Source organism: Flavobacterium erigeronis, assembly GCF_054075165.1.
Genome location: NZ_JBSKGP010000007.1, coordinates 88,414 through 103,915, shown reverse-complemented (window position 1 = coordinate 103,915; position 15,502 = coordinate 88,414). Strand labels below are relative to the sequence as shown.

Below are 15,502 nucleotides of genomic sequence, written 5' to 3'. Positions count from 1 at the left end.
TGCTAAATCTGCGAGAGCATAAATCTTTTAATGATTTTTAATCTGTGGCTAAATATTTTATTGTCTAATTATATGTTAGACGCACTGCTGTGCGTCTCTACGAATTATAATTTCTTAAATCTCACCGCTCCACCGCCGGCACCGCCTAAATTCAATTGCAATTTATCTGAAGCTTTTACTGTTTTCTTCGAAATGGCAACTGCTTCTGGATTATTTTTTTGATCTGTTCCTTCAGCATCTACATAAATCTGCGCTTCGTAAGTGGCGTTTGGATCTAAGAATGATAATGAAACCTCTACTTTTCTTGGTTTTTCATTCGTTAAAGTTCCTAAATACCAATCAGCACTTTTTCTGTCTTTTCTAGCTGTTGTAATATATTCACCAATTTTTCCTTCTACGATTTTAGTATCTTCCCAATCTGTCGGAACATCTTTTAAGAATTGTAAAGCTGGTTTTCCTTCGTAGTTTTCTGGAAGATCGGCCAACATTTGAATCGGAGAATAAAGCACTACGTACAATGCCAATTGCTGCCCCACTGTTCCCTGAATTCTTTTTCCTGGATAACCTTGTTTTACCTCAACATCAAAAATTCCAGGTGTGAAGTCCATTGGACCAGAAAGTAATCTTGTAAAAGGAATAATGCTCAAATGGTTTGGCGGATTTCCTTCGCTCCAAGCGTTGTATTCCTGACCGCGTGCTGCTTCTCTCGAAACCATGTTCGGATATGTTCTTCTTTCTCCCGTATCTTTAATTGATTCGTGATATAAAACGGCTAAATCATATTGCGCTGCTTTTTCTAAAATGTATCTGAAATAATTTACTCCAAATTGTCCGAAGTGCATTTGTTTCATGTTCAGTTTAGATCCTACGTGACCGATTTTTACGGTATGAATTCCAAGTTTTTTGTATAAAGCAAAACCTTCGTCAACTTCTTTTAAATAGTTGATTAAGTTTGAACCTGTTTCGTGGTATCCGATTAATTCTACGTTTTTGCTTTTTCCGTAAGCGACTACTTTTTCTAAATCGAAATTGTCGGCACTTTTCGTGAAGCTGAACATGTGCATGCGATTTTCGTACCAAGCCGGCGTCCAACCTTTGTTCCAACCTTCGATTAATAAGTGGTTGAAACCTTCTTTTGCTGTAAAGTCAATGTAAGTTTCAGCATTTTTGGTTGTTGCACCTTGTTTGTCACTTTCCCAGAAAGTATATTTCCCGATGTGCATTCCCCACCAAATTCCTAAATATTTGTATGGTTTGAAATAAGAAGCTGTGTTTTTTAATTTGTCTGGTTCATTCAGATTTAAGATCAAATAAGAAGTAATCAATTCTCCCGGATTTTCTCCAATTTGAATCGTTCTCCAAGAAGAAGTGAACGTATCTTTTACACGAACTTTTACGCCATCAGCCCAAGGCACTAAATCTGATTTTAGTTCTGTTCCTTTTGTATTTACCAAAGTCATACTTGCAAAATCATACAAGTTGGCTTCGTGAAAACTTAAAGCCAATCCACTTTTGCTTTCGATTGTAAGCGGTGTTAGAACTGTATCTAAAGTACTTACTGGAGCATCTTTAAATAAATATTCATCACGGTCTGGGCGGTTTGCCGGAATCCACCATGCTTTTCCATCTTCTTTTAGGTTGAAAGTAGTTTTTTCATCCATGATGAAAATACTGTCTTTTACATTTTGTTTTGGATACACATATCTAAAAGCTACTCCGTCATCAAAAGCTCTAAACTGGATTTGTAATTTTCTTTTGTTTCCTGTTTTCTGCTGTAAATCGACTACCAATTGGTTGTAGTGATTTCTAATGTTTTTCTTTTCTCCCCAAGCTTGTTCCCAAGTTTCATCAAAAGTGGAAGTTTTGGCTCCTTTGATTTCGAAATTGGTACTTAAATCTTCATTTCCTTTTAGTAAAAATCCCATATCTGATGGTGAAATCACTTCGGTTTTTCCGTGTGAAACGCCATATTTTGGAGCATTTTTTACTAACTCAAATTTGATTTTATTCTGGCCGTTTGGCGAAGCCAGTTCGTAAGCATTTTTTGTTTTCTGACTGTATCCGATTGTGATCGAAAGCAGTACGGCTGGGAGAATTAGATAGTTTTTCATGTTTTTTGGAATTATGTTTTTTTAGCCACGAATTCACGAATTTTATTAATTAAAATCTTTGGCTAGATTATTTTAAACACATAGAGTCATAGTTTATTGGAATCTTAAAAAAGGCGTTTCACTTGTTTAAATTCATCCCGAAGCTTCCGGACTATGTCTCTATGTGTTTATTTTTTTACCACAAATTGCACAAATTATCACAAATTTTAATTTGCGGAAATTTGTGTAATTTGTGGTTATACTTTTTTTCGCCACGAATTATAAAAAATAAAATTCGTGAATTCGTGGCTATAACTTTTTTACTTAACCCACTCTGTTTTGAAAGTGGTTTTTCCGTTTAATGGATTTGTGTTTACTTCGAAATTGTTTCCGTTTTTGGTTACTTTGATTTCTTGTAAAGCGTCTCCGTTTGGCAGGTAAACTTTCGCGGAAGCGGCATTTGTTTTATCACTTGCGTAAACTTTTAAAGTCAATTTGCTCCAATCCATATCTTTTGTAGACTGCGCTAAACCGATATGTGGAATTGCAGTTCCGTCTTTTACCAAAACAATAATCGGAATTTCACCCGCTTTGATTTTATGCCATCCTGATTGGTATACTTTTTTAGTTTGGTAATCGATCCACGTTCCTTCTGGAAGGTACACGTCTCTTTCTTCAACCTCTTCAAAAAGTGGCGCTACCAACATACTTGAACCAAATAAATATTGATTATCAATTAACCAAGCTCCTGGATCGTTTGGATACTCTACGAATAAAGCACGCATCATCGGCAATCCTTTTTCTGAACTTTCTTTAGCTTGTGCATAGATATATGGCATTAATTCGTAACGCATATTATCAGCTTTTCTAAATCCTTCTAAGAAATCTTTGCTGTACAACCACGGTTCGCGAGGCGGTTCCCCATGGCTTCTTACGTGAGAAGTCAACATTCCAAATGGTGTCCATCTTCTGTAAATATTCTCAGGAGATTTAGTAGCGAAACCTCCCACATCATGGCTCCAGAAACTGAATCCTGAAAGACCTAATGAAAGTCCGCCGCGTAATTCTGCAGACATTGCGCCGTTGGTTGTTTCAGAATCTCCTCCCCAGTGTAACGGGTAACGCTGAGATCCTGCCCAAGTACTTCTCGCCCAGATTAAAGTATAACCTTTTTCTTTCTGCGTAATTTCGGCAACGGCTTTGTTATATCTTAATGGATATAAATTATGCTCGTAGAAACCTGTTCTTCCAGAATGGTAAATTCCGTCGGGTGGAGCAGCTTCTCCAAAATCAACTTTGAAAACGGCCACACCTTCATCAAATAATTTTTTCAATTTTCCTTGGTACCAAGTAACTGTCGCAGGATTTGAAAAATCTAAAACCGCATCTTCATAAGGAAGATTGCCTTTTCGGTCTCTTACCGCCAAATTCTTGTCCATAATTTCTGGGAACAAGGTATTCTTTGGAGTGAAATACGGCAATTGCCAAAGACAAACTTGGAAACCGTCTTTCTTTAAATCAGACATCATTTTGGTTGCATCTGGAAAACGAGATTTTGCAAACTCGTAATTGTTTCTCCAATCGACATCAAACCAACCCGTGTCAAAGTGAATTACATCTGTTGGGATTTTATATTTTCTTAAATCTCTGGCAACATCACGTCCTTCTTTTTCTGAGAAATACGTAATACGACTCATCCAGAATCCAAATGACCAAAGTGGCGGCATAGCTGCTTTTCCCGTCAAATTAGTGTATTGATCTAAAACGTCTTTTGGTTCTCCGATAAAGAAAAACAAATCGGCTTCGTCGTCGCCAATATACATTTCGTTGGCACTAGAAAAGTACTTTCCGAAGTCCACTGTAATTGGTGTTGAATGGTGCATGAAAACTCCGTAACCACGGCTGCTCATGTAAAACGGAATCGGTTTGTACATGGTTTCATTCTGGATTCCGTTCGCGTCATCCGTCCATAAAACTACTTTTGAACCGCGTTTGTTGAATTGTGTGAAGGATTCTCCACAACCAAATATTTTTTCGTCTGGCTCTAAACTGAATGCAGCGCCCATACTTCTTGAATAATCGCTGTTTCTGCGAACATAAGAAAACGGAAGTGTTGGTGTATAGGTATTTTTAAAGTCTGTATCGTGAAGTGTACTTGTCAAAAGTTTTCCTTTTTCATCGTAGATTTTTACGTGCCACGGTTTTGTCAAAATTTCGACTTTTCCGTGTTTACTTGTATAGCTATGACCTCCTTCAATTTTAGCATATTTCCATAATTCTGGGTGATTTGGCGCAACGCCGTCAACCAACATTAGAGATTCCTTTTGCGGATGAAATTGCGGTCCAGAAGTTGTTTTGATTCTAATAGTTCTATCAGAAACAAATTGAATTTCGAACGGCAAAACTGGAGATTCTGCGTATTCTGTTGTTGGGAATTCGTTTGCTTTCTCCACATCGGGTTTCATCATCATGTTGTTGAAAGCCTGACGCGTTTTGTAATTGTATCTTAAATATTTAATTGTTCCTTTTCCTGTCGCAGGATCAAAAGATGCCAATTCATCTGCAAAATAAAAGGTATTCAAATAGTTCTGAAAATCTTTGCTGATATCGATCGGTGCGTTTAATACGTCTGCATTCTGAATTTGTGCTGAAGCATTTGGAACGGTTAGAAGTCCAAAAGCACAAATCGAGAACAAGGTTTTTAAATGTGATTTTTTCATTGATTATTTTTTTATTTTTTCATCCTACAAGGTTTCCAAAACCTTGTAGGTTTAAACTTTTACTAATTTTTAACACATAGAATCATAGCTTTTCTTTGCGTTAAAAAGGCATTTCATTTGTTTAAAAGCACATAGCTGTATGTGTTTTTAACCACAAATTGCGCAAATTATCACAAATTTAATTAGCGGGAATTTGTGTAATTTGTGGTTATATTTTCTTTTTAAAATCTGTTCGTTAAATTCATACCTACAAGGTTTTGAAAACCTTGCAGGAGCGCAAACTTATTATTCTGCTGTAATTACAATTGCAGCTTGTTTTAATCCGTTTGCTTTAGCGGTTAATTCTAATCTTCCTGTTTTATTTGAAGATTGAATTATCACCAAACATTTTCCAGCCAGTGCCGTGTGTTTTGTTCCTTTGTACGGTTCGTGACTTACTGGATCTCCACTGCAAACGCCTACAATTTTTCCGTCTCCTTTTAATGAGAAGTTAATTTCATTATTGGCATTTGGCGCTAAAGTTCCATTAGCATCTAAAATATCTACCGTTACAAAAGACAAATCATTTCCGTCGGCTTTGATTGAAGCTCTGTCGGCAGTTAATTTTAATTGTGAAGGGTTTCCAGCGGTTTTAATTTCTTTTTCTAAAACTACTTTTCCGCCTTTACGAGAAATCGCTTTAAGCGTTCCTGCTTCAAAAGGAATTCTCCACATTACGTGTAAATCATCACCTTTTTTAGCTCTTTTTCCAACAGATTTTCCGTTTACGAAAAGTTCAACTTCATCGGCATTATTGTAATATGCCCAAACATCAACGGTTTGTCCAGCTTTCCAGTTCCAATGCGGGAAAATATGAAGAACGTCTTTAGTTGTCCATTCACTTTGGTACATATAATAGACGTCTTTCGGGAAACCGGCTAAATCAACAATTCCGAAATACGAACTAACTGATGGCCATTCGTACGGAGTTGGTTCTCCAATATAATCGAAACCTGTCCAAACATACATTCCAGCCAAGAAATCGTGTTTTTTAATGATTTTCCAAGTCGCTTCATGTGTAGATCCCCAAGGTGTCTGCACTTGATCGTAAGCCGAAACGGTATTTCCTGGATTTCCTTCTGTAAATTTAAGATCCCAACGAACAGGCCATTTTTTAATCGTGTCTGAAACAGCGTCATAATAACCTCTTGTCTGTAAACCTGAAGTCGTTTCAGTTGCAATGAAAGGGGTTTTGGGGAAATTTTTCAGATGATGTTCGAATGTCTGATGCGCGTAATTGTAGCCAATCAAATCTAAAACTCCAGATCCAGCAAGCGGATTAATCGAAACATCCTTTTTCTCAAATTGCAAAGTCACCGCATCAATATTCATGTTTACGGGCGGATTCATTCCTGCAGTCAACGGACGTGTTTTATCGTACTCGCGCGTAATGACTGCTAATTCTTTTGCAATTTCAACACCTGTTTGGCTCCATTGTTCTGGAATTTCATTTCCAATACTCCACATAAAAATACTGGCGTGATTTCGGTCGCGTAACAATTGATCAATTAAATCTTGTTTGTGCCATTTGTCCCAATCGTTGCCGTAATCGTATTTGGTTTTAGTTTGCTTCCACATATCAAAAGCTTCGTCCATCACAATGAAACCCATTTTATCGCAAAGCTCTAAAAGTTCTGGAGCGGGAGGATTGTGTGAAGTTCTGATTCCGTTTACGCCCATTTCTTTCAGGATTTCCAACTGACGTTCGATAGCGCGTGTGTTGATTGCTGAACCCAACGGACCTAAATCGTGGTGCATACAAACTCCTTTTATTTTGACTTGTTTTCCATTCAAAATAAAACCTTTGTTCAAATCAAATTTGAAATCTCTGATCCCGAAAGTCGTTTTGTATTGATCTATTATTTTATCGTCAAGCGAAATTTCCGTAACTGCTGTGTACAATTCTGGTTTTTCATCCGACCATAAAATAGGATTCTCAACCTCAACCGATTGGTTCAAAGTTTGGTTTTCACCAGCATTGATTGTTATATCTTGAGTAACTGATGTTACTTCTTTGTCTTCTTTAAAAATAGTTGTGATTACAGTTGCCTTTTTAGCTTCTTTGTATTGATTTTTAATCGTCGTTTCAATACTTACCGAAGCTTTTTCTGCTGTAACTTTTGGAGTTGTAATATAAGTCCCCCATAATCCAACGTGCAATTTATCTGTGGTTTCGATCCAGACATTTCTAAAAATTCCTGAACCCGAATACCAGCGTGAATTAGGCTGTTTTGAATTGTCAACCTTAACAATTATTTCGTTGTTTTTTTCTCCATAATTTAAAAACTTAGAGATTTGATATTGAAAGCCAATATAGCCATTTGGACGTTTTCCTAAATAATGACCGTTTACCCAAACTTCACTGTTTCTGTAAACGCCATCAAAAGTAATTGAAGTTACTTTTGTGCTGTCTTGTGCAGCAACTTTAAATGTTTTTTTGTACCAGCCTAAACCTCCGTTAAGCGATCCTCCACCGTAACCGCCAGGACTTTTTTCATCAAATTTTCCTTCGATGCTCCAATCGTGAGGTACGTTTAAAGCTCTCCATTTGGTTGAAGTTCCGATAGTGTCTTTATCAATTATACTATCATTAAGATGAAAACTCCAATCAGTATTAAAAGAAACTTTTCGGTTTACAAATGCATCTTCTTTTTTAGCACAGGAATTCAAGAAAAGAACTCCAGCTGCGATTGCCCATAAACGTATATTTTTTATGTTTTTTCTAATATGCATAGGTACTTTTTATTTTTTGGAATTTGAAGATAGAAATAAAAAACGATTTCATTTATTTCTTCATAAAATAATTTAAGTCTCAGTCTTAAAGCATGTTATAAACATGTTTAAAACTGAGACTTCAAAACTAACTAACTTATGATTTTGGCTTGTAGTGGAATACAATTAAGCAAACTCCTTCACCAGTTCTACTTTTGTCTCGTATAACAGCAAGTCTCATAGAAGTTGCTGTAAGCTCAACTACTTTTACACTGATCCAGTTGCTGCAGTCTCCATAATAGTCTCCACCATAAAGCATTTCTACTCCACCATTAAAAACTAATTTATTATTTGCAATATCAAATGAATAGGTTCCTTTTTTTGTTGTTTGAGTGTTGTTTGCAATCGCTGTTTGCGTAACCGATGTATTATAATTTCCGTTCAAATCAAAATACATTTGACCCCAATCTTTATTAGCCATTACCCAAGAATTGCTTGCATAGTCTGGCAGCCAGCTCCAGTTATCTCCAGATGCAGCTGGGTAATCTAAACCTGCCCATCCTACTGGATCAACGAAATCTAAAACCCAAGTTTTACCAGCAACACCATTGGTCAGCATTTCCCATTTTGGATCTCTAAAATAAGATTCATCATTTTCGGGAACATTTATTTCAACCGGAGCTGCTTCTACAGAACCTCCTCTTGTGTAAGCTGTGTAATAGATTTTATATTTTCCTGCAAAAGGCAAGATTACTTGATCTGTGCTTTTGTTCGAATGCCCTAATTCATTTCCTGATGCATCTACATATTTCCAAAATGCAATAACAGTTGGGTCATCACTTTTAAAATTTACAAGATTTTTGTTTGTAGCATCTTGTGTTATAGAAAACTTAAGGGTTTCTGGTGTCAAATTAACTGCTGGAAGGCTTTCGCGATCGTCAATTGCTTCACATGAAAATAACAGCGAACCAATCGTAACAGCTGCTATTAAAATATATAATATACGTTTCATAGTCATTTTGTTTTAAATTAATTCCAACCTGGATTTTGCTGAATAGTATTGTTCGAAAGTACAATCTGAGACTGTGGCAAAGCAAACCATCCCAAAGTTTCTGGTCTAAAGGTTACTGCAAACTGAGAGTCTCCAGTATTGTTATCAATCGCAGCTTTCATTGCTGGCATTCCTTGTCTGATTAAGTCAAAATAACGTAATCCTTCCAATGCCAATTCTAAACGACGCTCTTCCATAATAGCAGTTTTAGTTACTGGAATTCTATGTGTTGTGTTTTTGAAAGCACGATCACGAACTCTGTCTAAATCTGTTTGCGCTAATGCATCATTCGTACCCAAATTCAATTCAGCTGCCATTAATAAAACATCTGCAAAACGAATAATAGCATAATCTTGGTAGTTGTCAATTTGGAAATTTCCTCCGTTTGCCTCAACAACTGCCGTTCCTGCTGCATTAGTAATCGGACAATATTTTTTCCAAGAATATCCTGTATACTGACGCTGTTCTCTAGCTTGAGCATCAAAATTTAAATTTTCGCCTGCGTAATCAATAAACGAAGCTGCTTTTCTAGAATCTCCCGTTTCGTAAGCATTTACCAATTTAGGATTAACCGTTGCTCCTCCCCATCCTGTTGCATATCTTCCGATTGAACCACCACGTGGCGCAATGTTTACTTGGAAACGGTTTCCTTCATGAAGATCCCAGTTTCCTTTTCCTGATCCGTTAAAACGAACTGCCCAAACCATTTCTGTATTGTCTTCTCCAGCAAAATTTTCGAAAGAAGCCGCTAACCAAAGATTAGCAAAATCAGCTACTAAACCATGCCCACTGTTATTTACAGCATCATTAATATAAGTTACGACTTGTGCTTTTGTTACTACACCAGCCAAATCTGTTTTGCTGTAAGCTCCAGTGTAGAATAAAAATGTTCTAGCCAAATAAGCTTCGGCAGCCCATTTTGTAATGCGTCCGTAGTTTGCATTTCCTGCTTGCGAGTAATTTTCTGGTCCTAAATTGTCTGCAGCAAATTTTAAATCGTTTGCAATTAAAGCATAAGTAACTTCTGGTGCTTGTCTTGGCAATTCAAACTCACTTGTTGTTACAGTATGATCTAACGGAACAATATCTCCGAACATTTTTGCAGCTTGGAAATGAAAGTGTGCTCTTAAGAAACGTGCTTCAGCTTCGTAACGAGTTTTCAAAGCAGTGTCTGCTCCCCAGTTTACTTTATCCAGATTTTCTAACAAAATGTTAGCTCGGTAAATTCCAAGATAAGAATTTGTCCATGTTAAGGCATTCATATCCTTATCTGTATTGTATTGAAAGCGGTCCCATTGCAAATCTACTGTTGGATCTGCAATTCCAAATCCGCCGAAACAGTTGTCAGAAGCTTGTTCACTTACGATCAATTGTGTACCGTAAGCTTCTCTCTGCAAAATATCGTAAACCGCTACTAAGCCTTCAAAAGCGTCAGATGGAGTTTTATAAAAATTCTCCGTTACTTTATCTGTATATGGTTCATTTTCTAAAAAATCTTCCGAACAAGAACCCAAAACAAGTAAGCTTGAAAGGGCAAATAATTTTATATATGTTTTCATGATTTTCAAAATTTAAAAGTTAACATTTACACCCATCATATAGGTTCTTGGCTGCGGATAATATCCAACATCAATTCCTTTAGCCCAAGATTGGTTTACGTTTCCGAAACCAATTTCTGGATCCATTCCTTTGTACTTCGTGAAAGTATAAATGTTGTTTCCTGCCACATACAATCTGAATTTAGAGAAGAAACTTAATTTGTTTGTTAACTTCGTCAAATCGCATCCGATTGTAGCATTTTTAATTCTGAAGAAATCTGAATCCTGAATATACAAATCAGAGAATTTAGTATAGTTCCCGTTATCGTCTGTTCCGTAAGTTACTCTTGGAATTCTGTTAGAAGTTCCTTCAGTTGTCCATCTGCCTAATACTTCTGTAGTGTTGTTTGTATAAGCACGAGTGTAATCATGAACTCCAAAAACGTTTTGCCCTCCAGCGATACCGTAAGTATTAATAGAGAAATCAAAAGCTTTGTATGATAATTCTAAATTAACACCGTAGTTAATATCTGGGTTCGGATCACCAATTTGTGTTTTATCGTTAGCATCGATTTTTCCGTCATTATTTAAATCTACGAAACGAACGTCTCCTGGCTGTGCATTTGGCTGAACGCCCGCTGCAACTTCAGCTGCATTTTGGAAAAGTCCATCTGTTTTTAATCCATAGAAATAACCCATTGGTTTTCCAACCTCAACACGGTTCATTTCGTCTAAACCTTGGAATAATACGTTAGATTCTCCATGAATAATTCCTTCGTTGTTTGCAATTCTCAACACTTCATTTTGGTTACGAGAAAGGTTTGCGTTTACTGCAAAATTCCAATCTTTTCCAAAACGTGTGCGGTAAGACAATCCAATTTCAAAACCTTTATTGCTTACGTCTCCTCCATTAATGTAAGGTGCAGTTGCTCCAGCATAAGTTGGGATAGATGCCAATACTAACCAATCTTTAGTTTTCTTGTCATAGTAATCGAACGTTAAAGTAAAGTTTGTGAATAATGTAGCATCAAAACCTAAGTCTAACTGCTCAGAAGTTTCCCATCTAAGGTTACGGTTTGCTAACTGATCTGGACTTGAACCTACTAATAAAGTTTCGTCTCCCGTTCCGAAATGGTACGTTTTATCTGTTGAGTTTACAGTTGACAGGTATGCAAATCTTCTACCAAATTGGTCGTTACCATTTTGTCCCCAGCTTGCTCTTAATTTGAAAGTATTTAAAACTTTATTTTCTTTGAAGAAAGCTTCTTTATCTAAATTCCATCCCGCAGAGAACGATGGGAAAATAGCATATTTGTTGTCTGGGCCAAATTCTGATGAACCGTCACGACGAACTGTTGCAGAGAATAAGTATTTATTGTTGTAATCGTACAATAAACGTCCGAAGTATGACTGAATCGCATAATCTTTACGATTTCCTTTTACCACATTTGATGTTGGGTCTTTTGCGTTATCTAAATAAGCGTGCTCAAAATCATCAAAAATCAAGTTTCTTCCTTGACCTTCCATATAATCAGAAGTATTCTTTTTGGCAGAAGTACCTACCAAAACATCAAAATTATGAGCATCAGCAATGTTGAATTTGTATTGAAGTGTATTTTCAAAAATCCATCCTAAAGATTTTGTAGCACTTTGCGTTACGCTAGAAACCGTGTTATTATCATTTGAAGAAAGAGAATAAACAGGTCTGAAAGAACGGTAGTTGCTATCTGTCATATCAACACCATAACTAGTTCTGAAAGTAAAGTTTTTTGCAAATTTCAATTCAGCAAAAATGTTACCCACATAACGATTTGTTTTAGTCTGGTTGAAGTTGTTGTAATATAAAGATCCAACAGGGTTGCTGATATCTTGAGAAATAATAGAACGTGCAAAATCTCCATTTTCGTCATACGCCTGATCAATTGGAGCAGCGTTTAAGAAACTTCTAATTGCATTGCTGTAGATTCCGTCATCTGCAACACCGCTTGATTTGATGTTTGATAAAGTAAAGTTTTCACCAATTTTCAAATAACCTTTAATTACTTCAGAAGTAGAATTTACAGAAAAAGTAACACGATCGTATTGAGATTGATTGGTAGAACCACCAATCATACCTTCTTGTCCATAGTAAGACAAACCAGTTGCAATTGTAGATTTTTCGTCACCTCCAGTAATCAAAAGCGAGTGATTTTGTTTCATTGCACCTTCGTTAAAAAGATCTTTCTGCCAATCATGATTTGGAAATCCAGCAATTTGCTCTTTCGAATATAATGGAGCATATCCAGAATTTACACGAGCTTCGTTCATGATTGTTGTATACTCTTGTGTATTCATCAAATCCAGTTTTTTAGCAATTTGCTGAAAACCTGTATAAGAGCTGAAAGACACATTCATTTTACCATCTTTTCCTTTTTTAGTTGTAACCAAGATAACTCCGTTTGCCGCTCTTGCTCCGTAGATAGAAGCCGCAGAAGCATCTTTCAAGACGTCAACCCTTTCAATAACAGACGGATCAAGATATCCAATTCCGTTATCTACCACTACACCATCAACCACATAAAGAGGATCGCTGTTTCCTGCTGTACCTGCTCCACGAATATTTACCACCATATTCGCTCCTGGCTGACCAGAAGATGAAGTTACAGAAACCCCAGAAGCCTGACCTTGTAAAGCATTTACAACATCAAGACTGGCAACTTGCTGGATATCTTTTCCAGACACCAATGAAGTTGCAGCAGTATTTACTTTCTTCTTTTGAGTACCGTAACCAATTACTACAATTTCTTTAAGTTCTGCAGTTTCTGGATTCAAAACTACATTCACAACTTTTTGAGTTCCAACCGTAATATTCTGTGTTTTGAAACCCACAAAAGTGATTACTAAAACATCTCCTGTTTTAGCCTCCACTTTATATTTTCCATCAAAATCGGTAACAGTACTCGATTTTGTTCCCTGTACTTGTACAGTTGCACCTGGAACTCCAAATCCGTCTTCGGAAGAGGTGATTGTCCCACTTACAGTTTTGGATTCTTGAGCAAATCCAAACTGCATCATAAATACGCTAAGCAGCACCGCCATAAAATATGGAAGCTTTGTTGTTTTAATACAATTTTTGCTTTTCATAATAAGAATTGATTAAGTTTAAGTTATAGTTAGTAATCTTTACCCTAAGAGAAATCTGGAAAACTTCCCAAGCAGGTCATGCCAAAAATGAGGGCCTGAATCTCATTTCTAACATTTAGTACTTGCAACGACTATAAGCAGATATTTTGAAAACTAAATCTTCATCCTATCAAAGCCGATTTAAATTTTACTTTTTGCTGTTGTTGTCAACATCCAAAAACCAATCGAAACCAACTTTTAAAAAAACAATTGTGGTAAGTTTAAGTTAAGTTTTATCTTTGCCTTTTAAACTTATAGTCAATTTGAATTTATCTTATGGTAAATTTGACTACAAGTGTAAAACAAATTTTCTATATTAACAAAATATTAGGGTTATTTTTTTTCGATTCTGATTAATCCTAATTCATTTTTATTAATGTTGTAAAATCTAAACAAGAATTGAAATAATTATTAAAGAAAAAACAACGTTTTATAAAATTGACAATCAGCCGTTTAAGAATACTCACAAACAAAGCAGTTTTTTAGCACATTTTTAAATGCTTGATTTTCAAAATTTTGTTTCGTTAAAAAAAATATAAGGCTTTCAAAAAGGTTAATAATGATTTTATTTATTTAATTTGTCAAAATTTATCTCATATATGGTTGAAAATGTAGACGACAAAACTGCTCAGAAAAATGAAAACAGTGCGATGAATGCCATCACGATTGACTGTGTTATTTTCGGTTTTGACAAAGGCAGTCTTGAAGTACTTTTGGTGCAGCATGCCGAAGGTATCAGTAAAGGAAAGTGGGGACTTCCAGGTGGATGGATTTATAAAAAAGAAAGCACAGACAATGCCGCTCATCGTTTATTGAATGAGCTTACAGGTCTTGATAATATTTATCTGGAACAGCTGAAAGCATTTGGAGATCCAGACCGTTTTCCGCTGCGACGCGTTATCACAATCGGATATTATGCTCTTGTAAAAAGAGAAGATTATAACATCAAAGCAGGTTTTACCGCTTCGGATGCGAAATGGTATAAAATCAATGAAATTCCAGATCTGATTTACGATCACAATGAAATTTTAGATTACAGTATAAAGCATCTTAGAAATAAAGTTCGACAAACGCCAATTGGTTTTAATTTACTGCCAGAGAAATTCACCTTATTGCAATTGATGCATTTGTATGGAGAAATTTTAGGAATCGAAATGGACAAACCAAACTTTAGAAGAAAAATTCTTCACATGAAACTTCTGGTGGCATTAGACGAAAAACAGCAGGATGTATCGCACAGAGCGGCACAATTGTACAAGTTTGATCCAGAAATCTATGAAAAGCTAACTGAAAAAGGATTCAATTTTGAATTCTGATTTTAATAACACGACAACAACAAATTGACAGAAATAACTACTAATCATCATAAACCAGCCGTTGACGGAATCACGATTGACTGTGTTTTCTTCGGATTTAACAAAGAGAGCCTTGAAGTTCTGTTGGTTCAGCACGCTCAAGGCGAAAGTATGGGTAAATGGGGTTTACTCGGTGGATGGCTTCAAATAGATGAAAGTGCCGATAATGCCGCACAACGTATTTTGCAGGAACTTACAGGACTTGAAGATATTTACCTGGAACAGCTAAAAGCATTTACAAATCCGCAGCGTGTTCTGGAAAGACGTGTTGTAACTATTGGCTATTATACGCTGGTGAATCGCGAAGATTATAATATCAAAGCGAGTTTAAAAGTTATCGAAGCAAAATGGTACAAAATCAATGAAATTCCGGAACTGATTTTTGACCATAACGAAATTCTGGATTTTAGTTTATTGCAGTTGAGAAACCGCGTGCGACAAGCGCCAATTGGTTTTAATCTTCTGCCCGAAAAATTCACTTTATTGCAGCTAATGCATCTGTACGAAGAAATTTTAGGAATCGAATTGGACAAATCTAATTTTAGAAGAAAAGTGCTTCACATGAAACTGCTTACCGCATTGGATGAAAAGCAAAAAGATGTTTCGCACAGAGCGGCTAAACTTTATAAATTTGACCCCGAAATGTACAAGAAATTAACAGAAAAAGGATTCAATTTTGAATTTTAATGCCATTTTTAATTCTTTACACTCAACTATCCTTCAACTAGATTCCAGAATCCAAAACTTTGCGCTATCTTTGCGCCTTAATAACATGCTTAAAGCAATTGCTTTAGTCTGTTTTTGAACCCAAAAAATACTTAAAACTCGTTTTAGA

General features: G+C 36.2%; 8 protein-coding genes. 2 read left to right on the top strand and 6 right to left on the bottom strand.

The annotated features are described in order from the left end of the window. Positions 1–104 precede the first annotated feature (104 nt). The 6 genes from ACWA1F_RS14680 to ACWA1F_RS14655 form a co-directional block, all read right to left on the bottom strand. The gene (locus tag ACWA1F_RS14680) at positions 105–2,111 is read right to left on the bottom strand and encodes a glycoside hydrolase family 97 protein (RefSeq protein ID WP_456894586.1); all 2,007 of its coding nucleotides are present in this window, start codon (positions 2,109–2,111) and stop codon (positions 105–107) included. Between the two features lie 299 nt (positions 2,112–2,410). Then, positions 2,411–4,810, bottom strand: a complete 2,400-nt coding sequence (locus tag ACWA1F_RS14675; RefSeq protein WP_456894584.1) for a glycoside hydrolase family 31 protein — start codon at positions 4,808–4,810, stop codon at positions 2,411–2,413. 285 nt (positions 4,811–5,095) lie between these two features. After that, complete coding sequence (locus ACWA1F_RS14670) at positions 5,096–7,582, bottom strand: glycoside hydrolase family 2 TIM barrel-domain containing protein (RefSeq protein WP_456894582.1); 2,487 nt, start codon at positions 7,580–7,582, stop codon at positions 5,096–5,098. Positions 7,583–7,718: 136 nt separating this feature from the next. Further along, on the bottom strand, positions 7,719–8,573 hold the full coding sequence (locus ACWA1F_RS14665; protein ID WP_456894580.1) for a hypothetical protein: 855 nt from the start codon (positions 8,571–8,573) through the stop codon (positions 7,719–7,721). 17 nt (positions 8,574–8,590) lie between these two features. Continuing rightward, the gene (locus ACWA1F_RS14660; protein ID WP_456894578.1) at positions 8,591–10,171 is read right to left on the bottom strand and encodes a RagB/SusD family nutrient uptake outer membrane protein; all 1,581 of its coding nucleotides are present in this window, start codon (positions 10,169–10,171) and stop codon (positions 8,591–8,593) included. Between the two features lie 12 nt (positions 10,172–10,183). After that, on the bottom strand, positions 10,184–13,273 hold the full coding sequence (locus ACWA1F_RS14655; protein ID WP_456894576.1) for a SusC/RagA family TonB-linked outer membrane protein: 3,090 nt from the start codon (positions 13,271–13,273) through the stop codon (positions 10,184–10,186). 638 nt (positions 13,274–13,911) lie between these two features. On the opposite strand from ACWA1F_RS14655, the gene ACWA1F_RS14650 reads away from it, so the two are divergent. Then, the gene (locus ACWA1F_RS14650; protein ID WP_306153638.1) at positions 13,912–14,628 is read left to right on the top strand and encodes an NUDIX hydrolase; all 717 of its coding nucleotides are present in this window, start codon (positions 13,912–13,914) and stop codon (positions 14,626–14,628) included. A gap of 24 nt (positions 14,629–14,652) precedes the next feature. Beyond that, positions 14,653–15,354 carry an NUDIX hydrolase gene (locus ACWA1F_RS14645; protein ID WP_456894573.1) on the top strand — a complete coding sequence of 234 codons (702 nt, stop codon included), beginning with the start codon at positions 14,653–14,655 and terminating at the stop codon, positions 15,352–15,354. The last annotated feature ends 148 nt before the right edge of the window (positions 15,355–15,502 follow it).

Coding starts and splice junctions, on each gene's coding strand:
- ACWA1F_RS14680 (WP_456894586.1), bottom strand. CDS start 2,111: ATGAAAAACTATCTAATTCTCCCAGCCGTACTGCTTTCGATCACAATC.
- ACWA1F_RS14675 (WP_456894584.1), bottom strand. CDS start 4,810: ATGAAAAAATCACATTTAAAAACCTTGTTCTCGATTTGTGCTTTTGGA.
- ACWA1F_RS14670 (WP_456894582.1), bottom strand. CDS start 7,582: ATGCATATTAGAAAAAACATAAAAAATATACGTTTATGGGCAATCGCA.
- ACWA1F_RS14665 (WP_456894580.1), bottom strand. CDS start 8,573: ATGAAACGTATATTATATATTTTAATAGCAGCTGTTACGATTGGTTCG.
- ACWA1F_RS14660 (WP_456894578.1), bottom strand. CDS start 10,171: ATGAAAACATATATAAAATTATTTGCCCTTTCAAGCTTACTTGTTTTG.
- ACWA1F_RS14655 (WP_456894576.1), bottom strand. CDS start 13,273: ATGAAAAGCAAAAATTGTATTAAAACAACAAAGCTTCCATATTTTATG.
- ACWA1F_RS14650 (WP_306153638.1), top strand. CDS start 13,912: ATGGTTGAAAATGTAGACGACAAAACTGCTCAGAAAAATGAAAACAGT.